This is a genomic window from Flexivirga sp. YIM B11880 (assembly GCF_058148645.1).
This window is the reverse complement of sequence record NZ_JBMAMH010000003.1, coordinates 251,180-273,959: the sequence shown is the minus strand read 5'-3', so window position 1 is coordinate 273,959 and position 22,780 is coordinate 251,180. Positions and strand designations below refer to the sequence as shown.

The 22,780-nt window shown below is 68.7% G+C and carries 23 protein-coding genes and 1 riboswitch; of the genes, 11 read left to right on the top strand and 12 right to left on the bottom strand.

Annotated features, from left to right (window positions below; all coding sequences use genetic code 11):
* Positions 1-1,164, top strand: a complete 1,164-nt coding sequence (gene rlmN / locus ACN8HC_RS07350) for a dual-specificity RNA methyltransferase RlmN (RefSeq protein ID WP_490074167.1) — start codon at positions 1-3, stop codon at positions 1,162-1,164.
* 9 nt (positions 1,165-1,173) lie between these two features.
* Positions 1,174-2,031: a phosphatase PAP2 family protein gene (locus tag ACN8HC_RS07345; RefSeq protein ID WP_490074166.1), complete on the top strand. Its 858-nt coding sequence runs from the start codon at positions 1,174-1,176 to the stop codon at positions 2,029-2,031.
* Here the strand turns inward: ACN8HC_RS07345 and ACN8HC_RS07340 are convergent.
* Both ACN8HC_RS07340 and ACN8HC_RS07335 read right to left on the bottom strand, forming a co-directional pair.
* Positions 1,988-2,998 carry a helix-turn-helix transcriptional regulator gene (locus ACN8HC_RS07340; RefSeq protein ID WP_490074165.1) on the bottom strand — a complete coding sequence of 337 codons (1,011 nt, stop codon included), beginning with the start codon at positions 2,996-2,998 and terminating at the stop codon, positions 1,988-1,990. The two genes, ACN8HC_RS07345 and ACN8HC_RS07340, sit on opposite strands and share 44 nt — an antisense overlap.
* Positions 2,995-4,143, bottom strand: a complete 1,149-nt coding sequence (locus tag ACN8HC_RS07335) for an SLOG cluster 4 domain-containing protein (protein WP_490074164.1) — start codon at positions 4,141-4,143, stop codon at positions 2,995-2,997. Before ACN8HC_RS07335 ends, ACN8HC_RS07340 begins: the two co-directional genes overlap by 4 nt.
* A gap of 168 nt (positions 4,144-4,311) precedes the next feature.
* Between ACN8HC_RS07335 and ACN8HC_RS07330 the strand changes: the two genes are divergently transcribed.
* Genes ACN8HC_RS07330 through ACN8HC_RS07320 form a run of 3 tightly spaced genes read left to right on the top strand, consistent with a single transcriptional unit; the run spans position 4,312 to position 6,617 of the window.
* Positions 4,312-4,749, top strand: a complete 438-nt coding sequence (locus ACN8HC_RS07330) for a hypothetical protein (RefSeq protein WP_490074163.1) — start codon at positions 4,312-4,314, stop codon at positions 4,747-4,749.
* Between the two features lie 48 nt (positions 4,750-4,797).
* Entirely contained in the window at positions 4,798-5,958 is a 1,161-nt protein-coding gene (locus ACN8HC_RS07325) for an AAA family ATPase (RefSeq protein ID WP_490074162.1), read from the top strand.
* A gap of 26 nt (positions 5,959-5,984) precedes the next feature.
* The gene (locus ACN8HC_RS07320; RefSeq protein ID WP_490074161.1) at positions 5,985-6,617 is read left to right on the top strand and encodes an SIMPL domain-containing protein; all 633 of its coding nucleotides are present in this window, start codon (positions 5,985-5,987) and stop codon (positions 6,615-6,617) included.
* Positions 6,618-6,704: 87 nt separating this feature from the next.
* Here ACN8HC_RS07320 and ACN8HC_RS07315 read toward each other — a convergent pair whose 3' ends face one another.
* A complete protein-coding gene (locus ACN8HC_RS07315; RefSeq protein WP_490074160.1) occupies positions 6,705-6,830 on the bottom strand; it encodes a hypothetical protein in 126 nt (41 codons plus the stop codon).
* A 733-nt stretch (positions 6,831-7,563) separates the two neighbouring features.
* Here ACN8HC_RS07315 and ACN8HC_RS07310 point away from each other — a divergent pair.
* Positions 7,564-8,823 (top strand): HNH endonuclease signature motif containing protein, encoded by a 1,260-nt coding sequence (locus ACN8HC_RS07310; protein WP_490074159.1) that lies wholly within the window; start codon positions 7,564-7,566, stop codon positions 8,821-8,823.
* Positions 8,824-8,887: 64 nt separating this feature from the next.
* The gene (locus ACN8HC_RS07305; protein ID WP_490074158.1) at positions 8,888-9,619 is read left to right on the top strand and encodes an alpha/beta fold hydrolase; all 732 of its coding nucleotides are present in this window, start codon (positions 8,888-8,890) and stop codon (positions 9,617-9,619) included.
* On the opposite strand, the gene ACN8HC_RS07300 is transcribed toward ACN8HC_RS07305, so the two are convergent.
* Both ACN8HC_RS07300 and ACN8HC_RS07295 read right to left on the bottom strand, forming a co-directional pair.
* Complete coding sequence (locus ACN8HC_RS07300; protein ID WP_490074157.1) at positions 9,604-10,698, bottom strand: winged helix DNA-binding domain-containing protein; 1,095 nt, start codon at positions 10,696-10,698, stop codon at positions 9,604-9,606. The genes ACN8HC_RS07305 and ACN8HC_RS07300 overlap by 16 nt on opposite strands.
* Before the next feature lie 44 nt (positions 10,699-10,742).
* Positions 10,743-11,999 (bottom strand): saccharopine dehydrogenase family protein, encoded by a 1,257-nt coding sequence (locus ACN8HC_RS07295; RefSeq protein ID WP_490074156.1) that lies wholly within the window; start codon positions 11,997-11,999, stop codon positions 10,743-10,745.
* Between the two features lie 265 nt (positions 12,000-12,264).
* Between ACN8HC_RS07295 and ACN8HC_RS07290 the strand changes: the two genes are divergently transcribed.
* Positions 12,265-13,521 (top strand): outer membrane protein assembly factor BamB family protein, encoded by a 1,257-nt coding sequence (locus tag ACN8HC_RS07290; protein WP_490074155.1) that lies wholly within the window; start codon positions 12,265-12,267, stop codon positions 13,519-13,521.
* Here ACN8HC_RS07290 and ACN8HC_RS07285 read toward each other — a convergent pair.
* The 3 genes from ACN8HC_RS07285 to ACN8HC_RS07275 are packed head-to-tail and all read right to left on the bottom strand — an operon-like array spanning position 13,493 to position 16,293.
* Positions 13,493-14,329 (bottom strand): hypothetical protein, encoded by an 837-nt coding sequence (locus tag ACN8HC_RS07285; RefSeq protein ID WP_490074154.1) that lies wholly within the window; start codon positions 14,327-14,329, stop codon positions 13,493-13,495. The genes ACN8HC_RS07290 and ACN8HC_RS07285 overlap by 29 nt on opposite strands.
* 48 nt (positions 14,330-14,377) lie before the next feature.
* On the bottom strand, positions 14,378-15,820 hold the full coding sequence (locus tag ACN8HC_RS07280; protein ID WP_490074153.1) for an aspartate aminotransferase family protein: 1,443 nt from the start codon (positions 15,818-15,820) through the stop codon (positions 14,378-14,380).
* A complete protein-coding gene (locus tag ACN8HC_RS07275; protein WP_490074152.1) occupies positions 15,817-16,293 on the bottom strand; it encodes an Lrp/AsnC family transcriptional regulator in 477 nt (158 codons plus the stop codon). Before ACN8HC_RS07275 ends, ACN8HC_RS07280 begins: the two co-directional genes overlap by 4 nt.
* A gap of 88 nt (positions 16,294-16,381) precedes the next feature.
* On the opposite strand from ACN8HC_RS07275, the gene ACN8HC_RS07270 reads away from it, so the two are divergent.
* Both ACN8HC_RS07270 and ACN8HC_RS07265 read left to right on the top strand, forming a co-directional pair.
* Positions 16,382-17,755 (top strand): L-serine ammonia-lyase, encoded by a 1,374-nt coding sequence (locus tag ACN8HC_RS07270; protein ID WP_490074151.1) that lies wholly within the window; start codon positions 16,382-16,384, stop codon positions 17,753-17,755.
* A gap of 70 nt (positions 17,756-17,825) precedes the next feature.
* Positions 17,826-19,274 carry a gamma-aminobutyraldehyde dehydrogenase gene (locus tag ACN8HC_RS07265; protein WP_490074150.1) on the top strand — a complete coding sequence of 483 codons (1,449 nt, stop codon included), beginning with the start codon at positions 17,826-17,828 and terminating at the stop codon, positions 19,272-19,274.
* 139 nt (positions 19,275-19,413) lie between these two features.
* On the opposite strand, the gene ACN8HC_RS07260 is transcribed toward ACN8HC_RS07265, so the two are convergent.
* The 3 genes from ACN8HC_RS07260 to ACN8HC_RS07250 are packed head-to-tail and all read right to left on the bottom strand — an operon-like array spanning position 19,414 to position 20,758.
* A complete protein-coding gene (locus ACN8HC_RS07260) occupies positions 19,414-19,791 on the bottom strand; it encodes a fluoride efflux transporter FluC (RefSeq protein ID WP_490074149.1) in 378 nt (125 codons plus the stop codon).
* On the bottom strand, positions 19,788-20,231 hold the full coding sequence (locus ACN8HC_RS07255; protein ID WP_490074148.1) for a fluoride efflux transporter FluC: 444 nt from the start codon (positions 20,229-20,231) through the stop codon (positions 19,788-19,790). The genes ACN8HC_RS07260 and ACN8HC_RS07255 overlap by 4 nt, the downstream gene beginning before the upstream one ends.
* The gene (locus tag ACN8HC_RS07250) at positions 20,222-20,758 is read right to left on the bottom strand and encodes a universal stress protein (protein ID WP_490074147.1); all 537 of its coding nucleotides are present in this window, start codon (positions 20,756-20,758) and stop codon (positions 20,222-20,224) included. The genes ACN8HC_RS07255 and ACN8HC_RS07250 overlap by 10 nt, the downstream gene beginning before the upstream one ends.
* A gap of 53 nt (positions 20,759-20,811) precedes the next feature.
* Positions 20,812-20,890, bottom strand: a riboswitch (Fluoride riboswitch).
* 29 nt (positions 20,891-20,919) lie between these two features.
* On the opposite strand from ACN8HC_RS07250, the gene lipB reads away from it, so the two are divergent.
* Positions 20,920-21,600, top strand: coding sequence for a lipoyl(octanoyl) transferase LipB (gene lipB, locus ACN8HC_RS07245; RefSeq protein WP_490074215.1), 681 nt, complete (start codon positions 20,920-20,922; stop codon positions 21,598-21,600).
* Here the strand turns inward: lipB and ACN8HC_RS07240 are convergent.
* A complete protein-coding gene (locus ACN8HC_RS07240) occupies positions 21,597-22,691 on the bottom strand; it encodes an NAD(P)/FAD-dependent oxidoreductase (RefSeq protein ID WP_490074146.1) in 1,095 nt (364 codons plus the stop codon). The two genes, lipB and ACN8HC_RS07240, sit on opposite strands and share 4 nt — an antisense overlap.
* Positions 22,692-22,780: the final 89 nt, after the last annotated feature.

Here is a 22,780-nt window from a genome sequence, read left to right as displayed (position 1 = left end):
ATGACCGATCTGCCCACCCCCAGCACCCGGCGGCCCGTGCCGGGCCAGCTCACCTTCGCCGCGCCGCGCCGCGGCAAGCCGCCGCAGCACCTCGCCGACCTCGACGAGGCCGGACGCAAAGTGGCTGTCGAAGCGTTGGGCCACAAGGGGTTCCGCGCGAAACAGCTGTCGACGCACTACTTCGAGCGGTTCGTGTCCGACCCGGCCGAGATGACCGACCTGCCCGCTGCCGGGCGCGCCGAGCTGGTCGACGCCATGTTGCCGCGACTGCTCACCCCGGTGCGGTCGCTGGAGGCGGACGACGGCCGCACGATCAAGCAGGTATGGCGCCTGTTCGACGGCGCTCTCGTCGAGTCGGTGCTGATGCGCTATCCCGGCCGGGTCACCATGTGCATCTCCAGCCAGGCCGGCTGCGGCATGAACTGCCCGTTCTGCGCCACCGGCCAGGAGGGCCTGACCCGCAACCTGACCACTGCCGAGATCGTGGAGCAGGTCGTCGCGGGCGCGCGCATGTTGCGGGCCGGCGCGCTCGCCGGTGGTGACGACGAGTCCCGCGAGACCCCGTTGCGGGTGTCCAACGTCGTCTTCATGGGCATGGGGGAGGCGCTCGCGAACTACCGGCAGGCGGTGAACGCCATACATCGGCTCATCGACCCGGCGCCCGCCGGTCTCGGTATGTCGGCCCGGCACCTCACCATGTCGACCGTCGGGCTGGTGCCGGCCATCGACAAGCTTGCCGCCGAAGGGATTCCGGTCACGCTGGCGCTGTCGCTGCACGCACCGGACGACGAGCTGCGCAACGAACTGGTGCCGATCAACACGCGCTGGACCGTCGACGAAGCACTGGACGCGGCACACCGCTACTACCAGACGACCGGCCGGCGCGTGTCGATCGAATACGCCCTGATCCGGGACATCAACGACCATGCCTGGCGCGCCGACCTGCTGGGGGAGAAGCTGCGCGCCCGCGGCGCGGGCTGGGTGCACGTCAACCCGATCCCGCTCAACCCGACACCGGGCTCGAAGTGGACCGCCTCCCGCAAGGGTGTCGAGCAGCAGTTCGTCGAGCGGCTGCGTGCGCACGGCATACCGACCACGATTCGCGACACTCGGGGTTCCGACATCGACGGGGCGTGCGGCCAACTCGCCGCATCCACAGCCTGATCCGCCGTCATGGGATCGTTGCCGAATCTCATGCTGACCTGGCGCCAGGCCCTGGTGCTGGGCCTGGTTCTCGGCGCGATGTGGCCGGCGCTCCGGCGGCGGCTGCCCGCCATGGCGACGTTTTGCCGGGAGGCCTCGATCATCGCGCTGCTCTTCGCCTGCTGGCAGATCATCCAGCTGGTGACGTCCAACGACGGCGGGGATGCGATCGGCCGCGCGCACTGGATCGAGCGGGTGCAGTCGGCGATGTTCTTCCCGAACGAGCGCAGCGTGCAGGACCTCATTCTGGGCCACGAGCTCGTGGTGCAGCTGGCCAACCTCTACTACGCCAGCATGCACTTCACGGTGATGGGAATCTTCCTGTTGTGGATGTATTTTCGCCATCGCGACCGTTATCCGGCGGTGCGCACCATCATCGCGCTCAGCACGCTCGGTTGCTTCTTCGTGCAGTTCCTGGCCGTCGCGCCGCCACGGCTGCTCCCGGGATATGTCGACACCGCCGAGCTCTACGGCCAGTCGGTCTACAACGCCGGCTTCTCGGTCGACAACTTCGGCGCGATGCCGTCGGTGCACGTGCTCTTCGCGGCGGTCGTCGGGTGGTACACGTGGCGGGTCAGCACGTCCCGGTGGCGGTGGATCGGGCCGGTGCACTTCGTGGTCACCGTGTTCGTCGTCGTCGCGACCGCCAACCACTGGTGGCTCGACGGCGTGGTCGCCATCGCCATACTCGTCGCGGCGGCGTGGCTGCGGCACGGCGCGCTGGTGCTGTGGCACCGGTGGCGGGACGCGCAGCCGACCGCGCCGGCGCTCGCAGCGCAGCCGGCTACGACTGGTCCAGCGTCACTGATGGATGGTTCGCACCGATGACGTAGGGGATCGCCGATCGCTGCGAGATGCCGAGCTTGCGCAACACGTTGCCGACGTGCACCTTGACGGTCTTCTCGGAGATGAACAAGCGGCTGGCCAGCTGACGATTGGTCAGGCCGTCGACCGCGATCAGGGTCGCGATCTCCAACTCCCGGGTGGTCAGTCCCGCGGTGTTGTCCTTGGGTTCCGGGTCGTCGCTGCGCGCGGTCGCCAGGGCGTCCGCGAGCCGCAGATGCAGCCGCTCACCGGACTCCTTGGCATCCTCCAGCAGCCGGGTCGCCTCGGCGAGCTGCGGATCGTTCGGCAGCGCAATCGCGTGCAGCGCCAGGCGCAGACGTTCCAGTTCGTTGGTGAGGGTGCGCAGCAGGTCGGTTTCGTCGCGGGGCTGGGTGCTGTCGAGTTCGGGGTAGAGCTCGTAGAGCCCGAGATCGTCGGCGAAGCTGCGGTCCTGAGTGATCTCCCAGACCAGCGCCCGGCCGAGCCACTGCAGCGCGCGTTCGATCTCGTCGTCATAGGTGTTGGCGACGGTGCTCTCGACGCACATCATGCCGAGGATCTCTCCGGTGTCGGGGTCCCGCAACGGGACGACGAGGACGTCGAGAATCGGGCTGTCGGTGGTCTTCCAGCCCATCCGGGCGCGCCGTCCGTCGTCCTGTGCGTAGCGATAGAGCCGTCCGGTCGCCCGGATGTACTCGGACAACCCGTTGGGGCCGAACTGCTGTACGTCGGCGCTCAGGAACCCCGTGTTGTCAACGCAATACGGGATGGACAGGGTCGTCGGACCGATGTAGTGGCCGACGTAGAACGTATCGACCCGGGTGAGCGCGCACATGGCGGCGCGGCATGCCGCATAGCGCGTCATCATGTCGCCACGGTCGGAGGAGCGCAGCCGCCGGTCCGCGGCGCGCAGCACGGAGACCGCGAACGGCGTGAAGCTGTCCGCTGGTTTGTCCGCGCCGTCGGTCACGGTGTCGCGCCACCTCCTGCCCGCCGCTCGAACGCACGCTGTGTGCTTCCTATGCGCTCAATTGTGCGGCAGGCGTCGTCCGCGTCATCAACCAGGTGTATGGCGTCCGCCATCGGCCGCTCGGCCGCGAGAGCCCGCAGCGTGTCCCACACCGGCACCCGGCGGCTCCAGTGCTCCTTGTCCACGAGCACGAGCGGCGGCAGGGGACCGGTGGCTGCCGCGTAGTAGAGCGCCGTCGCCACCTGGAAGATTTCCTGCACGGTGCCGGCCGCTCCGGGCAGCACCACGATGCCGCCGTTGCAGATCCGCAACAGCACGTCCTCCCGCAGCGCGTTGGAGAAGAATTTCGCCATCCTGTTGCCGAACGCGTTGGGTGGCTCATGGCCGTAGAACCAGGTCGGTATGCCGAGGCTGCGCGGTGCGCCGGTGTCCGTCGTGATGTGTTCACGGACGGCAAACGCGACCGTCGCCCATGCGGTGACGTCCGGGCGGAACGACGGCACCGTGGCAAGCTCGGCGAGTGCCGGCGGGAGCAGGTGCGGATCCACGCACAGTGCGCCGAGATTCGCCGCCTCCATGGCGCCCGGGCCGCCGCCGGTGACGACCACCGCGCCGCCCGACGCGAGATCGTGGCCGAGCCGTGCCGCCCGCGCATAGTCGGCGGACCCGCGGGGGACCGCATGGCCTCCCATCACCCCGACAACGGTTCTGCCGCGGACGAATTCGGTCAGGCCGTCACCGATGCTCCCGTCGTGGATCGCACGCAGCATCGAGGAGTAGACGTCCTGGTCGGACGCTGGGTCGAGGGACCATTCGTACGTGCGCCTATCGGGGGTCGCGGCGTACCCGCCGTCGCGCAGCCCGGCATACAACTCTCGGGGCCGGTAGAGATGCGCCCGCCAGGGGTCGAACGGGACGTCCGGGTCCGCGGGGAACACCAGGGCGCCGTGCAGCCGCAGGTGCCGGTGCAGGGTGTCGCTCATCGTGCCGCCGAGCACCACCACTCCGGTGAAATCGTCGATGCGCAGCAGTTCCGGCTCGACCTGCGTGAGGTCCAGATCCTGCAACCGCAGGTCACGCACCGAGGAGCCCTCGGCAAGCAAACGCCGCAGTTTTGCAAGGGATTCGACTTCAGCGGTGGACATCCGTCGATTCAATCCGATCATCCCGCGCGTCGAGGTCACGATCCGATCACGGCTGCCGATCCGGGACAACCACGTGCAACACTTGGGAGTCTTCCTACATGTCGGGCGGGAACGCGCCTGACACACTCGGGGAACGCGGCAGAAGCCGCGGAAAGGAAGGATTGCCATATGAAGCGCACCTCGGTCCCGGTCACCATCGGAGCACTTCTCGTCGCAGCAACAGCGATCGTCGCTCCGGCTCAGGCGTCGGCCCTCGGACGGCACGCGCCATCGGTGCAGGTGCCGGTGGCTGTGCATGTGCAGGCGGCGCCGCACCGGGCCGCCGCCACGAGCGATCAGCAGCAGATTACGTCGGCTATCCTGCACAGTCCGCTGCTCGGGGCTGTCGCACCGAGCAATGTCGCGGTCAGCCAGATCCGCTTCGCCGGTGATGCGTGGGCCGGTGCCGTCGCGACGCCGAAGAACGGCCAGACCGACCCGGCACAGGTGCTGCTGCAGAAGACCGGCTCCACCTGGCAGGTCCGCGATCTGGGCACCGCGAGTGTCGGCTGCGGCATCGCGCCGCCCGCCGTGCGCGCGCAGTTGGGCCTGCACGGCCCCTGCTGAGTTCCTGGCTGCGCACCCGCTGTCACCAGGGACGAGTAGCTTCGCTGCGTGATCACCACGCTCGCTGTCAGCGGCTACCGGTCGCTGCGCGACGTCGTCGTGCCGCTCAGCCCACTCACCGTCGTCACCGGCGGCAACGGCAGCGGAAAGTCCTCCCTCTACCGCGCGCTCGGATTGCTCGCCCAGTGCGCGGAAGGCCGGGTGATCGGCTCGCTCGCCCGGGAGGGCGGCCTGCAGTCCGTGCTGTGGGCCGGGCCGGAATCCCTCGCCGGTGCCCGTCGTGGCGCGCCGGTCGAAGGCACGGTGCGGAAGGGACCGATAAGTCTGCGAATGGGTTACGCCAGCGAGGATTTCGGCTATCTCGTCGACCTCGGTCTGCCGCAGCCGACCGGGCTCCCGACGGCCTTCCAGCGCGACCCACAACTCAAGAGGGAGCTGATCTTCGCGGGTCCGGTGATGCGTCCGTCGACGACGTCGGTGCGTCGCCGCCGTGGCCTGGTGGAGGTTCGCGACGGTCGCGGCTGGATCGAGGTCCGCAAGGACCTCGCGTCATACCGCAGTGTGTTGCGAGAGTATGCCGACCCGCACGTCGCGCCCGAGGTCTTCGCGGTGCGCGAACAGATCGGATCGTGGCGGTTCTACGACAGTTTCCGTGTCGATCTGGACGCGCCGGCCCGGCGGCCACAGGTCGGCACCCGCACACCGGTGCTCGCCGGTGACGGCTCCGATCTGGCGGGTGCGGTGCAGACGATCCTGGAGAGCGGATTCGGCGACCTCGAGCGCACGATCGCCGACGCGTTCGAAGGAGCGCGGCCTCAGGTGCTGGTCTCCGACGGACTCTTCGACGTCGCGATCGCCCAGCCGGGCGTGTTGCGGCCGCTGCGCGCGGCGGAACTGTCCGACGGCACGCTGCGTTACCTGCTGCTCGCCACGGCGTTGCTCACTGTCGATCCGCCGCCGTTGATGGTGCTCAACGAGCCGGAGACATCGCTGCATCCGTCCCTCATCGCCCCGCTCGCGCGGCTGATCGGCGCCGCATCGGGCCGCTCACAGCTCATCGTGGTGAGCCATTCGCAGCCCCTCATCGACGCCCTGCGGGCCGAGGGAGACACCGTCAGCCACGTGGTGCTGACCAAGGATCTCGGGGAGACGGTGGTCGAGGGGCAGGGTCTGTTGAGCACGCCGCCGTGGGAATGGGGATCGCGCTGAGACCTACGCGGGGGCAGACTGGCGACATGGCGGCGGAACAGAGCGGAATCACGGTGATCGGTGTCGGTACCGTGCGAGTCCCGACGACCGAGGCACAGGTGGGCCTGCGGATCGAGCGCCGGGAGGCACAGCCCGGTGCGGCGCTGCGCGAGGCCGCAGCCGTCGTCGCCGCGGCGCTGGAAGTGCTGCGGGACACCGGCGTGCCGGACGCCGACGTGCGCACCGAGGCGGTCAGCGTGGCGCCCCATCGCGTGTGGGTGAACGACGCCGAGCAGGTCCAGGGGTATGACGCCGGTCAGACGCTCCGGGTCCGGCTGACCGACCTCGGGCTGCTGGACCGGCTGCTCGGCGCGCTCGTGGACCGGTGCGGCACCGGGCTGCAGATCGAGGATGTCTCGCTCAGCGCCGACGCCACGGCCGACGCACTGTCCCGTGCCCGCCGTGAGGCGATCGATGACGCACGGCAAAAGGCTTCCGACTATGCGACATTCGCCGGCCGGACACTCGGTCGAGTGGTTTCGGTGAGCGAGGTGGCGGGCGGACACTCACCGCGGCCTCTCCCACGAATGGAGGTGGCTGCGGCGATGGCCTCGATGCCGATCGCGCAAGGTGAGCAATCCACCACCGTGACCCTGGAAGTGCACTGGGCGTTCGAGTGACGATGGACCGCAGTCGGCGGTGTGCCGTCGACCTGCGATACGGCGGATCACCTGGCACTCCTACCGATTCGTGAGCATTCGGCATAGTCACCGGGTGGTCTTGGCGACGCCGGCCACCACCGCTTCATGACCGGATGCCTCGAGCCCGTCTTTGCCGAGCGTGCCGCGGCAGACAGGCGGCTCTATCTGCGCTTGCCGGTATGGGACGGTCATCAGCCGACGGCGTCGACAGCAGCGATGAAGTGCTCGGATGCGTCGAGGCGTATGTCGACGAGCGACTCGGAACGGCACCCTCCCTGCTATTGGGGAGTCGTACGGTGGCCATCTCGCCCGAGCACTCGCCGCCAGGAGACCTGGCCAAGTAACGGGTCTTGCGCTGACCTGTCCTCTTGCGCGTGCCGACTTCGTCCCAACAGACCGTCGGTGCTTGGGGATGCGGGATCGCGTGGATCTGGTCCGGACGGGCCGACCGTCGGTCGTTGGGACGCCGGATCGCGCGGCTCCTGGTTCTCGGGTCCGGGTCGCTGATCGTCTCGGCATCGGAGTCATCGGCCAAGCGAACGATGATCGACGCATCGACCGCCGCCGAGCTGGGATAGTCCGAGATCGCCGCCCGAATAAGTCGAAGGAGGTAGCCGACGCCCACAGGGCGGGTTGAGTAGGTCGAGGCGCTAGCCGAGACCGTATTGAAACCCGGCGCCGGACCAGCTCAGCCGCTCTCCTTCATACAGGTTTCGGATATCGAGCCAAGGGGTTGTCGGTGCTCGCGTCTAGACTGATATCAGTCGAAACACCAGTAATCACAAGGAGGTGAGCGGATATGGGTATTGATTTCCGGGTGGTCTTACCGGACAAACCAGAGCCGGGTCAGGTGCATGAGGCAGAGGACGGTTTACCGCGTCCAGTGCCGGGTCGCGGACCGGAGGTATTGGAGCAGTTACGGTCGTTGGCCGGGTTGCTGGACGAGGTCCCGGGCACCGTGCATCAGCTCGGCGGGTCCGAGTTGACCGAGTTGGCACAGGTGTTGCTGCGGGTGCATGCCCGGTCCGCGCAGGTCGCGGCGTTGGTGACCAGTGACGCGGTCCAGCGGGGCACGGTGGCGCAGTCGGATGCGGCCAGCACGCAGCAGTGGGTGTCGGGGGCGGCGGCCGCGGCGGGGTGTGTGTTGGAGCCGCGGGAGGCGCACACGATCGCGGTGGTGGCCGAAGCGTGCCGGGAGCGGCGTAACGAGGTTCTTGCCGCCGCGGTGCGGGGTGGTGCGTGCACGCTGGCGGTCGCCAAGACGGCACTGAACGCGGCGAAGAAGGTGGCGCCGGTGCTGCCGGACGCGGACCGTGGCGAGATCTTGGGCTGGTACCTGCAGCTGGATCCCTCGCTCGGGTCCGCGGGGGTGGATGCGTTGACCCGCAAGATTCTGGCCACTTACGGCCCGGAGGAGTTGTCGGTGGATGACGCGGAGTTGGAGGAGGCGGAGTCGCTGACCTGGTCACGCACCCCGGCCGGGATGCTGCGGCTGGTGGCCGAACTATCCCCGGCCAACGCGGCGATTGTGAAGGCGGCGATCAGCGCCGGGTCGGCACCCAAACCCGCCCCGGGTGGATGTGCCGGGCACGACCAGCACGCCCACGCCGGGCGGGGAGAGGACTGCGCACGGGATGCGCGCACCCCGGGGAAGCGGCGGGCGGATGCGTTGCTGGAGCTGATCAATGCGGGCGCGAAAGCACTGACCGGGAAAGGCTGCCCGGCCGGGGCGGCGACCGTGCTGGTGACGATGGGGTTGGAGGCGTTGACCGCGGGTGTGGGTGGGGCGTCCACGCCGACCGGGGACGTGCTGGACGCGGGCGCGGCGCGCCGGTTGGCGTGCAACGCCACCCTGATCCCGGTCGTGCTGGGCGGCCCAAGTGAGCCGTTGGACGTCGGACGGGAAGTGCGCCTGGTCACCGGCGGGTTGCGGGCCGCGGTGCTGCTTCGCGATGGCGGGTGCACGTTCCCCGGTTGCGATCGGCCGCCGGGGTTTTGCGAAGTGCATCACGTCACCCCGTGGTGGGCCGGCGGTGATACGTCCCTGACGAATTCGGCGTTGTTGTGCACCCGCCATCACCACACCGTGCACCGGCGTGGTTACCTGGCAACGGTTTCCAGCACCGGCGTCACCTGGCACCTGATCCCCGGCCGCATGCCCGGACACAACACTCGAGCAGCGTGAGCGAGTTTTCGGACGACCGCTCAACCTGAGCGATCCTCTGCGCCTACTCGTAGAGTGACGTCTCGTGGACAGCAGGATGATCTCCGTCGGCGACGACGACGTCGCGCTGCACGTCGCGCACACCGGCGAAGGTCCCGATGTCGTGGTGTTGTCCGGCGGTCCGGGCTGCGTCCACTACCTGGCCGACGAACGCATCGCGCCCGAGGGTGTCCGCGTGTGGTTCCCCGACCCGCGCGGGGTCGGCAGATCCGGTGGCGGCCCACACGACATGGCAACCGCGATCGCGGATCTCGAAGCGATCCGGGAGCAGCTCGGTCTCGACACCTGGGTGGTGCTCGGCCACTCCTGGGGCTCGGACCTTACCGTGCGCTATGCGCTCGATCATCCGGAGCGGATCAGGGGAGTCATCGGGATAGCCGGCCGCGGATTGCAGTACGACCGCCTCTGGTCCGCCGAATACGAGCGTCTGCAACACACCGAGAACGACATCGACATCGACTTCGTGCCCGAAGTCCACGAGGCGCTCAAGCAGTCGTTCCGCCGGTGGATACACCACCCGCAACTCTTTCGCGCGCTTGCCGACTCCGTCGTGCCGATGCAGTTCATCGCCGCTGAGAACGACATTCGGCCGAGCTGGCCGCTGCAACAGTTGGCGGAGCTGGTGCCCGGGGGTTCCTTCGAGACAGTGCCCCGCGTCGCGCACAACTTCTGGGCCACCGACCCGGACACCTGGGTGGAGATCACGACGCGAGCCTGTGCAGAGGTCGGCAGTCGCGTGGCTCAGGCGAAGGGGTAGCGCGCGACCAGACCCGGAACCGCGCGCTCCGCGCGCTTCGACAGGCGTCCGTCGAACGGCGAAAGATCAACGCCAACAGTGTTTTTCGAGGTGGCGCGGCGCCAGGAGGCAACGGCCCGGCCGCCGTCGATGAGCACCGCCTTGAACATGCCATTGCCTCCGGGCACCACCTGATCGAAGTGCTCGCGATCAAGGGTCGGGGTGCGGTCGGCATACCCGAGCAGGATCTCGTCAAAAGCGGGGGCGAGCACCGGTCGGAGCGTGGCCGCCCGAGCGTCCTCCCACGCGGCGAGCGTCTCCGGTGCGAGGAAGTATGACGTGCCGTCCACCATCAGCTCGACCAACTGGGCCCGCACGTCGTCCCAGACCTCGGCGAGGTCGCGCTGCAGCACCCCGCTCCACCAGCGGAAGTCCACGATCGTCGCCGGCCCGTGCGACCGGAAGTACCGGAGCGCCCAGTCGGCAACGTTGCCAAGGCGATCCACGGGTGCAGAGCGGCTGATCCATTCGTCGAAGAGCACGAACTGCTGCTGCTTTCCGTCGATCGGCCCGAGCACGAGATGTGCGCGCAAGCACAGCGTCTGCAAAAGGTGCACACCACGCTGGCCACGTGTGTCGATCCCGTGCTCCTCCCACAGCGCGAACATGCCGGCACGGTCCAGCGCATCTCCACCCCGCAACCGATCGAGGGTGACCGCCTGCGCCCGCTCGACGTCGCGTTCGCCGATGCCCAACTCCACGTGCCGGCGCCGTGCGGCTCGCAGGGTCGGCTCGGCATTGAGCGCCAGCATCCACCGCAGATCCTTCGCGGCGACGAGATGGAGCGTGCCGCGCATCGGCCAGGAGCGCACGACCTCACCCGCATTGACTACCGCCTCCACGTCGGCCACTTGGCGGCCGGCGCGTAGCGCCACCGCTGATCGTGCGGAGCGGAAGTCCTGTGCCTGCATGCAGGTCAACCACTCGACGACCTGCGCCGGGCTCGAGGTTGTCCCGGCCACCAGTCCCTGGGCGAGAAGCCGCAGGCGCGAGACGACACGACCTCCGCTGGGTTCGCGAAGCACGTCACGGCCGGCCATGAGCACACGCTATGCCGCACACTGGACAGAACCTGTCCGCCGGCTCAGGCTCTCGATGCCGCGATCGTGAAGCCTTGTGCGCGCAGCCGGTCGACCAGCACGGTGCCGAGCGCCGTTGCGGGAGTGAGCACCCCGCCGCTCAGGCCCGGCGGGAGCGGACACTCGTCGCGGGAGACGGCGAGGCTGAGCGCGCTCTCACCGAGCATCACCGCGGTCGCCTTGTAACCTGGATCTCCTTGGGCAGCAACGACACTCCGGTATGGCGCGCCGGTTGTCGTCGTCGTGCACAGCGTCGCCTCGAAGTGCCCGGCATCCCGCGCCGCCTCGCTCGGGCCTTCACCGGGTGAGGGCATCAGCCGCTCGACCACCGGTCGCAGTGGACGGATGGACATCGCCCCGAAACCGAGTCCGAGTGCACCGGCGAGCGCATACGCGGTCAGCCGGCCGCGCAGACCGCCGCCGGTCCGCTGGGACTCGCGATAGCGGAACGTCCCGCCATACCCGTGCTGCAGTAACGCGTTGCTACGCCGCACGATTCGCGTATTGAACGTCGCCATCACGAAGGGGCCGGTCCACGACCTCACTTCGGGCGCATAACGGACCGCCGCGCTGTCGCGCCATTCGCCACTCGGCTCGTTGGCACGGTCCGGGCTCAGCGCGAACTTGTCGAGCGCAATCTTTCGCTTTCGCTCATCGGCGCGCACCTCGTCGAGCTGGATCATCGCCGACGCGACCGTGCCGCCACTGACGCCACCTTTCATCGCCATGTACAGGTTCGTGTCGCCGAGCTCGTCCGCGTCGTCCGCGTGCACCTTCTCGGCCAGCACGAAGGTGCCGAGATCCGACGGAACAGAGTCGAATCCGCACGAGTGCACGATGCGCGCTCCCGTTCTGGCAGCCTCGTCGTGAAAGCGGTCGATCGAGTCGCGGACGAAGAGGACCTCGCCGGTCAGGTCGACATAGTCGGTGCCGGCGGTCGCGCACGCGCCGACCAGCGGCAGACCGTATTTCGCGTAGGGCCCGACCGTGCTGATCACGACTCGCGCGCTCTCGGCCATGAGGCGCAGCGAGTGCTCGTCGGCAGAGTCGGCGACCACGATCGGCCAGTCGTGTGCGGCTGCGGGCAGGGCACTCCGAATTGCTTCGAGCTTCTCGCGGTTGCGGCCCGCAAGTGCCACGCGCACCCCGTCCAGGGTGTGCCGGGCGAGGTGCTCGGCGGTCAACCTGCCCACGAAACCGGTTGCGCCATACAGGACGATGTCGTGCTGTCGCTGGAGCACGTTGCCGACCGTCGATGTCATGAGCCGACTCTATGCGGTGTCGGATGCGAGAGCTCGATGCGACGATGTGCAGATGCGCCGAGCCCGTGCCCCGATCCGTCGAGCGTCCGTCGCGGTCACGCTCGCGGCCGGCGTCGGCCTGTTCGCGGCGTGCTCCCAAGCCGCGAGGAACGGTCCCGGTCCGACCTCTCCGGGCACCACCTCGGCAGCGAGGTCGCCGTGGCGCGCACCGGACACGCGGACGTCTTGGACGTCATACCACGCGGACGACGCTCGGACCGGCGCCGTGGCAGCGGGCTCAGCCGCGCTTACGCCGAGTCGGCGCGCCTGGTCGGTGGATCTGGGTGGGGCCGTCCGCGGTCAGCCGTTGGTGGTGGGCAGCCGGGTCATTGCCGCAACCGAGACCAACCGGGTCGTCGCGCTGGACCCGCAAAGCGGAAAAGTCTTGTGGTCGCACACGATCGGCAAGCCGTTGCGCAACGTCGCGAGTGTCGCCGGGTGCGGCAACATCGATCCGCTGGGTATCACGAGCACGCCGGTTGCCGACGCGGCGACCGGCACCGTCTATGTCGTCGGCGAGATCGACGACGGCAACGGCAGCGTCCACCATCAACTGGTCGGGCTCGACCTGGCGACGGGCCGCACCAGGCTCAGCGTGTCCGCGGACCCGCCGCTGCCCGCCGCTGAACGGGCTGTGCACCTGCTGCAGCGTGCTGGTCTGGCGATGCGGAGCGGCATCGTCTACGTGGCCTATGGCGGCAACGCGGGCGACTGCGGCACCTACCAAGGCTGGCTGGTCGGTGTGGACACGACTCGAAAGAAGGCGAATTCGGCATTCGAGGTGGCACCGGGCAGCGAAGGCGGCGCCATCTGGTCGTCCGGTGGCGCACCGGCGATCGACCGGGGCGGCAACGTGTTCGTCACGACCGGCAATGCCAACCCCTTCCCGTCGGTCTCTCCCGATCCGGCGCGGTATGCCGAGAGCGTGCTCAAGCTCAGCCCCTCCTTGCGGCTGCAGGCGGACTTCAAGGACCGGAAAGCCAGCGCGGACGGCGACCTCGCGACGGGCAATCCGGTCCTGTTGCCGGACGAGGAGGTCTTTGCCGTCGGCAAGACCGACGCCGGGTTCTTCCTGCGGCAGCGCGATCTGCGCCTGGTGGCCGCAGTTCCCGGAATCTGCGGGAGCGATCCCGACGGTGGCCCCGCGTATGACGCCGCGACCGGGCGACTTTTCGTCCCGTGTCGCGGTGGCGGCCTCCAGGTCATCGACGCCGTCGCGCATCGGCTCGGACCGCGCCTGACGGGTGCCGACAGCTCGCCGGTCGTGATCGGTTCGCAGGTGTGGGCGCTGGACAGCGGGCCCGGCCGGCTCACGACCTACGATGTCAAGAGCCTGAAGCAGGTGCAGAGCGTGCCGGTCGGGGCTGACGTTCCGGTGTTCGCCTCGCCGAGCACCGGAGCCGGCCTGGTCCTGGTGGGGACGACCCGCGGAGTGACCGCTTTCCGGGGCCCGGCTAGGCCAGCGGGAGCTGCGAATCCGTGACCCGGGTTGCCAGGTCGTGCAGCTGGATGATCTGCGCTTCGTCCGAGCGGGGAGGTGGACCGAACGTGCCGTCGAGTCGGCAGGTCGCGTAACCGGTTGTCCTGGCCTGGTATTCGGAGAGCCAGTCGCTCATCCGACGACGCTCGTCGTCCGATGACGGCGGCCAGACGACGGTCGGTGCACGCATCCCGCAGCGCCACGGCTTGGGCGTCAGCCGGGCGCGGCAGGTGTTGTACTTGCGGCACAGGTGGACGTAAATCTGATCGGTGACGAGTTGACCGAAGAGCGCGGCCGCGTCCGGTGAGTTCGGCGCCAGGCCGGAGCCGGTGACGATGACACGGAATCCGCCGTACGTCTCGTAGGCACGGACGCCGAGCTGCGGGTGACCGGCCGCGAAGTCCTGGATGATCGCCCGGGCGCGGGCCGTGGGGTTGTCGTCGTCGCCGGCCTTCTTGCCGCCGAAGAGTCGCCGCAGCGATCGGGCGACCGGACGGGGTCGCGGCACGTCGACGTCCGCGATGAGCAGCCGGTCCGTGCCGAGCACGTCCGCGCCATAGCGGTTGCGGGACACGACAGCGGTCAGCTCTCCGTCGCTGTCCCGCACCTCGTGCAGCGTCTCCTCCCGCGGCGGTGCCCAACCGTAGGACCCGCGCTTGTCGCGGGGGAGTCCGGCCTGAATCGCCTTGAGACTGTTGGCAAGTCGTTCGTTGGCCACGGCCAGCGCCTCGTCGGCCGACCGTGTCGACCAACCCCAGGCGGTGACCATGCCGGCACGTGCAGCGCGCCAGAACTGCGGCAGTGGCTCCATGGCGGTGCAGCTTAACCGCCATGGAGCCACTCAATGGTGCGTGCCGGGTCAGAGCATCGACCACGCCTCGGTGAGCACACGGCGCAGCTTCTGCTCGATCTCGTCGAACTCCGGCTGACCGATGATCACCGGCGGTGCGAGCTGGACGACGGGGTCACCACGGTCGTCGGCGCGGCAGTAGAGACCCGAGTCGTAGAGCGCCTTGGACAGGAAACCGCGCAGCATCCGCTCGGCCTCGTCGTCGTTGAACGTCTCCCGGGTCTCCTTGTCCTTGACCAGTTCGATGCCGTAGAAGTAGCCGTCACCGCGGACATCTCCGACGATCGGCAGGTCGTGCAGCTTCTCCAGCGTGGCGCGGAAGGCCGGGGCGTTCTCGTGCACGTGCTGCACGAGGCCCTCCTTCTCGAAGATGTCGAGGTTGGCGAGCGCCACCGCCGCCGACACCGGGTGACCGCCGAAGGTGTAACCGTGCGGGAACATCGTCGTGCCGTGCTTGAACGGCTCGAACAGCCGGTCGCTGGCGATCATCGCGCCGATCGGGGAGTAGCCCGACGTCATACCCTTCGCGCAGGTGATGATGTCCGGCTCGTAGCCGTAGTCCTTGCACGCGAAGATCTCGCCGATCCGGCCGAACGCACAGATCGTCTCGTCGGAGACGAGCAGCACGTCGTACTCGTCGCAGATCTCGCGCACCCGCTCGAAGTACCCGGGCGGCGGCGGGAAGCACCCGCCGGCGTTCTGCACCGGCTCGAGGAAGACGGCGGCGACGGTGTCCGGGCCCTCGAACTCGATCGCCTCGGCGATGCGGTCCGCCGCCCAGCGGCCAAAAGCCTTCGGGTCGTCACGCAACTCGGGCTGGGCGCGGTAGATGTTGGTGTTGGGCACCTTGAACGCGCCCGGGACCAGCGGTTCGAACATCTCCTTGAGCGGCGGCAGACCGGTGATCGACAGAGCACCCTGCGGGGTGCCGTGGTAGGCCACCGCGCGGCTGATCACCTTGTGCTTGCCGGGCTTGCCGGTCAGCTTGAAGTAGTGCTTGGCCAGCTTCCAGGCCGACTCGACGGCCTCGCCACCACCGGTGGTGAAGAAGACGCGGTTGAGGTTGCCGGGTGCGTATGACGCCAGCCGCTCGGCCAGGTCGATCGCGGGCTTGTGCGCGTAGGACCAGATCGGGAAGAACGCCAGCTCCTTGGCCTGGGCGGCAGCCGCCTCGGCCAGCTCCGTGCGGCCGTGGCCGACCTGCACGGTGAACAGCCCGGACAGCCCGTCCAGGTATTTGCGGCCGTGGTCGTCCCAGATGTAGGCGCCTTCACCCTTCACGATGGTCGGTATGGCGGCTCCGAGCCCACCCTGATCGACCGGCTCGTAGACCGACTGCCGGGTGAAGTGACCCCACAGGTGGTCGCGCGCGGCCTCGGCGCGCGGCGTGCCGGCGGGTGTGACGTCGGCGTCGGATTGCGTGGTCGGCGTTGGCGTTGGAGTTGTTGTCATCTCGTTCCCCAGTCGTAGCGTTGTTTGGCGAGTTTCAGGTATACGAAGGTCTCGGTCTCGATCACGCCGTCGATGGTGCGGATCCGAGCCGTCAGCAGGTCGAGCAGGTGGTCGTCGTCGACGCAGACCACCTCGACCAGCACGTCGAACCGGCCGGCGGTCAGGACGACGTAAGCGACTTCGGGCAGCGTGCTGAGCGCCTCCTGCACGGGGGTCAGGTCGCCCTTGACCCGCACACCGATCATCGCCTGGCGGTCGAATCCGACCTGGGCCGGATCGGTGACCGCGACGATCTGCAGCACGTCGGAGTCCAGCAGCCGCTGGACCCGCTGCCGGACGGCCGCCTCCGACAGGCCGATGTCCCGCGCGATCGCCGAGTAGGCGGCGCGGCCGTCGGTCTGCAGGCGCGCGATGATTGCCTTGGAGACGTCGTCGAGCGTGGTCCTCGTCACACTGCGGTTCGTCTCGACCATGGCGCAATTCTGGCACGTTATTCGAAGTGAATCAACCTCTTTCCTTCGAATTCCGTCGTAGCTTGCGCCATATGGGTATGATTTGGCCATGGCGTTGAGCGCGTTCGACCTGTATTCCGTCGGCATCGGTCCGTCCTCGTCGCACACGGTCGGTCCGATGCGCGCGGCGAAGACGTTCGTCGAGGGGCTGATGACCTCCGGGAAGCTGGACACCGTATGCCGGGTGCGGGCGCAGCTGTTCGGCTCACTCGGTGCGACCGGCCATGGACACGGCTCCGACAAGGCGGTCGTCCTCGGTCTGCAAGGTGAGGCGCCCGAGACCGTCGACACCGGCACCACGCAGGCGCGCGTCGAGGACGCCCGCGCCCGGCATACCTTGTCCCTGGCCGGAACCCACCCGATCGACTGGGATCCCGACGAGGACCTGGTCATGCACCGCCGCAAATCGCTGCCGGCGCATCCCAACGGCATGCAGTTCGATGCCTACGACGCGCACGGAGCCGTCATCGCGTCGCACGTCTACTACTCGGTGGGCGGCGGGTTCGTCGTGGACGAGGCGGCAACCGGTGCCGACCGGGTCGTGCTCGACGACACGCGGGTCGAGTTGCCGTTCTCCACCGGCGCGGAGATGTTGGAGATCTGCGAGCGCGAGCAGTGCTCGGTGTCCGAGCTGATGATGCGCAACGAGGTGTCCTGGCGGTCCGAGGACCAGGTCCGGGACGGGATGCTGCATCTCTGGTCGGTGATGCGCGACTGTGTGCAGGCCGGCATCGCGCACGAAGGCACGCTCCCGGGCGGGCTGCGGGTGCCACGCCGCGCTCCGCAGCTGCACCGCGAGCTGACCAAGGGCGCGCTGCGCGACGATCCGCTGCGCGTCATGGACTGGGTCAACCTCTACGCGCTCGCCGTCAACGAGGAGAACGCCTCCGGCGGCCGCATCGTCACCGCGCCGACCAACGGCGCAGCGGGCATCATCCCCGCCGTGCTGCACTACTACGTCAACTTCGTGCCCGGCGCCGACGACGACGGGGTGGTGCGATTCCTGCTGACAGCGGCCGCGATCGGCATCCTGTTCAAGGAGAACGCCTCGATCTCGGGCGCCGAGGTCGGCTGCCAGGGAGAGGTGGGCTCGGCGTGTGCGATGGCCGCCGGCGGCCTCGCGGAAGTCATGGGCGGCACCCCCAAGCAGGTGGAAAACGCCGCGGAGATCGGCATCGAGCACAATCTGGGCCTGACGTGCGACCCGGTCGGCGGACTCGTGCAGATCCCCTGCATCGAGCGCAACGCGATCGCCAGCGTGAAGGCGATCAACGCGGCCCGGCTCGCCGTCAACGGCAGCGGGGTGCACACCGTCAGCCTGGACAAGGCCATCAAGACGATGCGCGACACCGGTCGGGACATGTCCGTCAAATACAAGGAGACGGCGCGGGGTGGCCTCGCCGTCAACGTGATCGAGTGCTGAGTGCTGAGTGCTGAGTGCTGAGTGCTGAGTGCTGAGTGCTGACGAACGACAACACAAAGGAGTGTTTTGGATGACTGACAGCCCACGCGAGCTGCGCAACTTCGTCGGTGGCGAGTATGTCGCTGCCGAAACCGACCGGACGACGGACGTGATCGATCCCTCGACCGCGAAAGTCGTTGCCAACGCTCCTGTTTCGACCGAAGCAGACGTGGACGCGGCATACCGTGCTGCGTCGAAGGCGTTCGAGGAGTGGGGTCAGACGACCCCGGGCGAACGCCAGCACGCGCTGCTGAAGTTCGCCGACGCGATCGACAAGCGGGCCGACGACTTCGTGAAGCTGGAGGCGCAGAACACCGGCAAGCCGTTCGCGCTGACCGCGAGCGAGGAGGTGCCGGTGATGGTCGACCAGCTGCGCTTCTTCGCCGGCGCCGCGCGCATGCTGGAGGGCAAGGCAGCCGCCGAATACCTGCCCGGTCACACGTCGTTCATCCGGCGCGAGCCGATCGGCGTCATCGGTCAGGTGACGCCCTGGAACTACCCGATGATGATGGCGATGTGGAAGATCGCGCCGGCGCTGGCCGCGGGCAACACGGTGGTCCTGAAGCCGAGCGACACCACGCCGGAGACCACTCTGCTGCTCGCCGAGGTCGCCGCTGAGTTCCTGCCGGCGGGCGCGTTCAACGTGATCACCGGCGACCGCGAGACGGGCCGGGCGCTGGTCGAGCACCCGACTCCGCAGATGGTGGCGATCACCGGGTCGGTGCGTGCCGGCATCCAGGTCGCCGAGTCGGCTGCCAAGGACGTCAAGCGGGTGCACCTCGAGCTGGGTGGCAAGGCCCCCGTGATCGTCTTCGACGACGCGGACATCGAGGCCGCGGTCGAGGGCATCGCGACGGCCGGCTACTTCAACGCCGGTCAGGACTGCACGGCTGCCACGCGTGTGCTGGCGTCGCCCGGCATACACGACGACTTCGTCTCTGCCTTGGCGGAATTCGCCACGAGCAACGCCAAGGTCGGTATGCCGGACAGCGACGACGCGTTGCTCGGCCCGGTCAACAACGCCAACCAGTTGTCGCACGTGACCGGTTTCCTCGACCGGCTCCCGGACAATGCCAACGTCGCGGCCGGTGGCCATCGCGCGACATCCCTCGGCGACGGCTTCTTCATCGAGCCGACGGTCGTGTCGGGGCTGCTGCAGACCGACGAGGCGGTGCAGAACGAGATCTTCGGCCCGGTGATCACCGTGCAGCGGTTCACCGACGAGACCGAGGCGATCAACTGGGCCAACGACGTGCAGTACGGCTTGGCGTCGTCGGTCTGGACCAAGGACTTCGGCCGCGCGATGCGGGTGTCGAAGGCGCTCAACTTCGGCTGCGTCTGGATCAACACGCACATCCCGCTGGTCGCCGAGATGCCGCACGGCGGTTTCAAGCACAGCGGCTACGGCAAGGACCTGTCGCTCTACGGCTTCGAGGACTACACGCGGGTGAAGCACGTGATGGCCAATATTGAGAGCTGACAGCTGACCCCTTCCCCGAGAGGCTCAGCAACGACCGACAGGCTCAGTAAATCGGGCGCCAAACCGCCCGTTTTACTGAGCCTTTCGGCGTTTTGTGAGCCTGTCGGCAACGAGGTGGCGGCGGTGGGGTCAGGGGTGGTCAGGCGAGGGCGGTGCCTAGCGCCAGGCCGGCGAAGGCGGCAAGCAGCGCGACGAGCGCAGTGGCGACGGCATACCGGCTGCCCTCGGTCCGGCCCGTCGTCAGCCACAACCGGACGGTCTCTACCGATGCCGTGCTGAACGTCGTGAAGCCGCCGCAGAATCCGGTGCCGAGTGCGGCCTTCGCGGTGGGGGAGAGCCAGCCGGCGTGATGCGTGAGCGCCCCGGTGAGGACGCCGAGCAGGAACGAGCCCACCACGTTGATCAGGAACGTGGCGATCGGGAACGGGCCGCGGACCCGCCGCCGCACCTCCGCATCGACGACGAACCGGCTCACGGCCCCGACGCCGCCGCACAGCGCAATCAGCAGCGTGGTCAAGCGGTCTCACCCATTCGAACCAACGCCTTCGCCAGCCGGATGCCGGCCCACGCGGCGAGTGCACCCAGGACGACCGTCGCCACCACATAGCCGCCGGCCAGCAGCCACGGCAGGCCGGTCGTCTCCACCATGAAGGTGCTGTAGGTCGTGAACCCGCCCAGCACGCCCGTGCCCAGCCCGAGTCTGGCGAGCCGGCGGCCACCGTGGTCCTCCCCGGATCGCACGAGCGCTTCCAGCAGGAAACCGAGCAGCAATGCGCCGATCATGTTGATACAGAAGGTCGTCCAGGGCCACGAACCGTCGGCGTGCGGAAAGGCGTCACCGAGCAGGGCACGGATGGCGGTGCCAGACGCGCCGCCCACGAAGACAGCGCCCAACAACAGCGGATCGCGATGTGCATGAACGGTGGCGGTGCGACGGCGGGTCGACGTCACTGCCACGGCAGCCCGTCCGACCAGTCGACGACCTGGAGCGGCACCACGATCACCGGGCGGTGTTGGTGGTGCGAGAGCCGGACGGACACCGAGCCGCTGAGGAATTCGCGCATCGGGTGCCTGCCGAGGCGCGTGCCGACGACGAAGCACGCAGCATCGACCGCACGCGCCAGATGAGTCAGCGCCCGGTCCGGCCGGCCGGCGAGGTAGTGGAAGTGCCACGGCACGGAGTCCGCACCGAGCACATCCTCGATCTGTTCGGCGAGCTTCTCGGCGGTCACCCGCCATTGCTCGTCCGCGTCGTCCGGATCGATCGGCGCGTGCCGGACATTGCCGTCGGGCAGTTCCTCGACGACGTAGCGGGACTGGTCGGCGAACCCGAAGTGGACGGACGGTGCACCGACTGCTCGGGCCAGGGTGGCCGCAGTGAGCGCGACCAGGGGCGGCTGATGCGGCATGACGCCGACGACGATCGGGTGGGCGTGGAAGTCCACCATTCGGTCCGGACTGGGTTGGGGAGGCTGCGGCGGCATACGTCTGTCTCTCCGGGTCGACCGGCGGGCAGCACGACCTACCCGCCGGCATCGGCGTGGTAGGAACCATCAGCACTGGTGCGGTTCGGGTCCGGTATGACGACCCGGGCGGGATCCATCGCCCGGACCCACCATAAGGGACGGCCGCCCTACGCCGCGGTATCGGTCCGGCCGGGCCTGTCGTCCACGACCGGCGTAGCGTTGCAGCCATGCGCATCGAACACGTCGGGTTCGACCCGGACTTCGTCGACTACGAGGCTGCGTGGGACCTGCAGCGCGCGGTGCACGCGCGCGTCGTGGCCGGCGAGCAGGAGGACACCACGCTGCTGCTGGAGCATCAGCGGGTCTACACCGCCGGCAAGCGCACCGCCTGGTACGACCGCCCGACGGACGGCTCACCCGTGGTCGACGTCGATCGCGGTGGCCGGATCACCTGGCACGGACCGGGTCAGCTGACCGGCTATCCGATCGTCCGACTGCCCGTTCCCCTGGATGTCGTCGGACATGTGCGGCGGCTGGAGCAGCTGATGATCGACGTCTGCGCCGACCTCGGCGTGCAGACCGTCCGGGTGGAGGGCCGCAGCGGTGTCTGGCTGCCGGCGGCGGACGGCAGACCCGAACGCAAGATCGGCGCCATCGGCGTCCGCGTCAGCCGCGACGTGACGATGCACGGCTTCGCGCTCAACTGCGATTGCGACCTGTCCTGGGCCAACGTCATTGTGCCGTGCGGCATTTCGGACGCGGGAGTCACGTCGTTGTCCGAGGAGCTCGGTCGCGACGTGACCGTCGCGGAGGTGCTGCCCTACATCGAGAAGCGCCTCCCGGCGGTGGTCGAGAGCTAACGACGGAGGTCGTATGGCGACAGGTCGAACCCCGGATCGCCGCCTTCCGCGAGAGTCGCCGCGACGGAGCCGACATACGGCCCCATGGTGAGGCCGTGTGCCCCCAGTCCGTTCGCGATGACCAGCCCGGGCAGGTCCGGTGTCGTCCCGAGCAGCGGTTTGGCATCCGGTCCCACCGGGCGGAATCCGACCCGGGCCTCGAGGAACCCGGCGCCGGCCAGCCCGGGCGCGACCGTCAGCGCCTCGGCGAGGACTTCGTGCAGGCCCCCGGCGGTGAGGCGGTGGTCGAAGTCGGTGACCGGCTCGCGCGTCGCGCCGACGACGACGCGGTCGTCGAAGCCGAGCAGGTAGTGGCTGGACAGCGGCAGCACCATCGGCCAGTTGCCGGTGTCGGCACCCGGGAGGGCGAGATGCACGATCTGCCCGCGCAGCGCTGTCACGGGTGAATGCAGCCCGAGCGGAGCCAGCAGTTGCGGCGCCCAGACCCCCGACGCGTCGACGACGACGTCAGCGCCGATCCTCTCGCCGTCGACCTCGACGCCCTGGACGCTGGTCCCCGCGACCAGCCGCGCTCGGCCGACGACGATCTTCGCGCCCCGCTTCCGGGCCGCGGACCACAATGCCGTCCGCAGCTGTCGTCCGTCGAGCCGGGCAGCGCCGGGAACCCGGATCACCGGCCCGTCGTGACGCAGCGGCGGAAAGAGCTCCTGAGCGGCGGTTCCGTCGATCACCTCGATCGGTCCGGCCAGCGCCGAGCCCGCCGCGCGCTCGCGGGTCGACGCGAGCATCCGGTCGACCTCCGCTTCGGTGGTCAGCCGGAGCGAACCGACCTGCCGGTAGCCGAACTCCGGCTCCCCGTCCTCGGTCAGCCGATCACGCAGCCCGGTGTAGTACTCCGCGCCGGCAGCGGCGATCCGGCACCAGTCCGGGTCCTCCTCGCTCGAGGACCAGGGGGAGATGATGCCGGCGCCGGCTGAGGTGGCCCGTCCGTCGTACTCGGCGTCGACCAGCGTGACGTCGACACCGTGGCGCGCGAGGTGATAGGTCGCAGCGGCCCCGACGACGCCGCCGCCGATGACAACCACTGACATGAGGATGCTCCGTTCGACTGTGGCGCGCACCGTCCGCGCCGCCCCCGCCACGTATGCTGTGGATCGCCCGAAAGTACCCCACGAAAGCC

Bases quoted from the DNA above. Each gene is read 5' to 3' on its own strand.
- rlmN (WP_490074167.1), top strand. From the start codon at position 1: ATGACCGATCTGCCCACCCCCAGCACCCGGCGGCCCGTGCCGGGCCAG.
- ACN8HC_RS07345 (WP_490074166.1), top strand. From the start codon at position 1,174: ATGGGATCGTTGCCGAATCTCATGCTGACCTGGCGCCAGGCCCTGGTG.
- ACN8HC_RS07335 (WP_490074164.1), bottom strand. From the start codon at position 4,143: ATGTCCACCGCTGAAGTCGAATCCCTTGCAAAACTGCGGCGTTTGCTT.
- ACN8HC_RS07330 (WP_490074163.1), top strand. From the start codon at position 4,312: ATGAAGCGCACCTCGGTCCCGGTCACCATCGGAGCACTTCTCGTCGCA.
- ACN8HC_RS07320 (WP_490074161.1), top strand. From the start codon at position 5,985: ATGGCGGCGGAACAGAGCGGAATCACGGTGATCGGTGTCGGTACCGTG.
- ACN8HC_RS07315 (WP_490074160.1), bottom strand. From the start codon at position 6,830: ATGACCGTCCCATACCGGCAAGCGCAGATAGAGCCGCCTGTCTGCCGC.
- ACN8HC_RS07300 (WP_490074157.1), bottom strand. From the start codon at position 10,698: ATGGCCGGCCGTGACGTGCTTCGCGAACCCAGCGGAGGTCGTGTCGTC.
- ACN8HC_RS07295 (WP_490074156.1), bottom strand. From the start codon at position 11,999: ATGACATCGACGGTCGGCAACGTGCTCCAGCGACAGCACGACATCGTC.
- ACN8HC_RS07285 (WP_490074154.1), bottom strand. From the start codon at position 14,329: ATGGAGCCACTGCCGCAGTTCTGGCGCGCTGCACGTGCCGGCATGGTC.
- ACN8HC_RS07280 (WP_490074153.1), bottom strand. From the start codon at position 15,820: ATGACAACAACTCCAACGCCAACGCCGACCACGCAATCCGACGCCGAC.
- ACN8HC_RS07275 (WP_490074152.1), bottom strand. From the start codon at position 16,293: ATGGTCGAGACGAACCGCAGTGTGACGAGGACCACGCTCGACGACGTC.
- ACN8HC_RS07270 (WP_490074151.1), top strand. From the start codon at position 16,382: ATGGCGTTGAGCGCGTTCGACCTGTATTCCGTCGGCATCGGTCCGTCC.
- ACN8HC_RS07265 (WP_490074150.1), top strand. From the start codon at position 17,826: ATGACTGACAGCCCACGCGAGCTGCGCAACTTCGTCGGTGGCGAGTAT.
- ACN8HC_RS07250 (WP_490074147.1), bottom strand. From the start codon at position 20,758: ATGCCGCCGCAGCCTCCCCAACCCAGTCCGGACCGAATGGTGGACTTC.
- ACN8HC_RS07240 (WP_490074146.1), bottom strand. From the start codon at position 22,691: ATGTCAGTGGTTGTCATCGGCGGCGGCGTCGTCGGGGCCGCTGCGACC.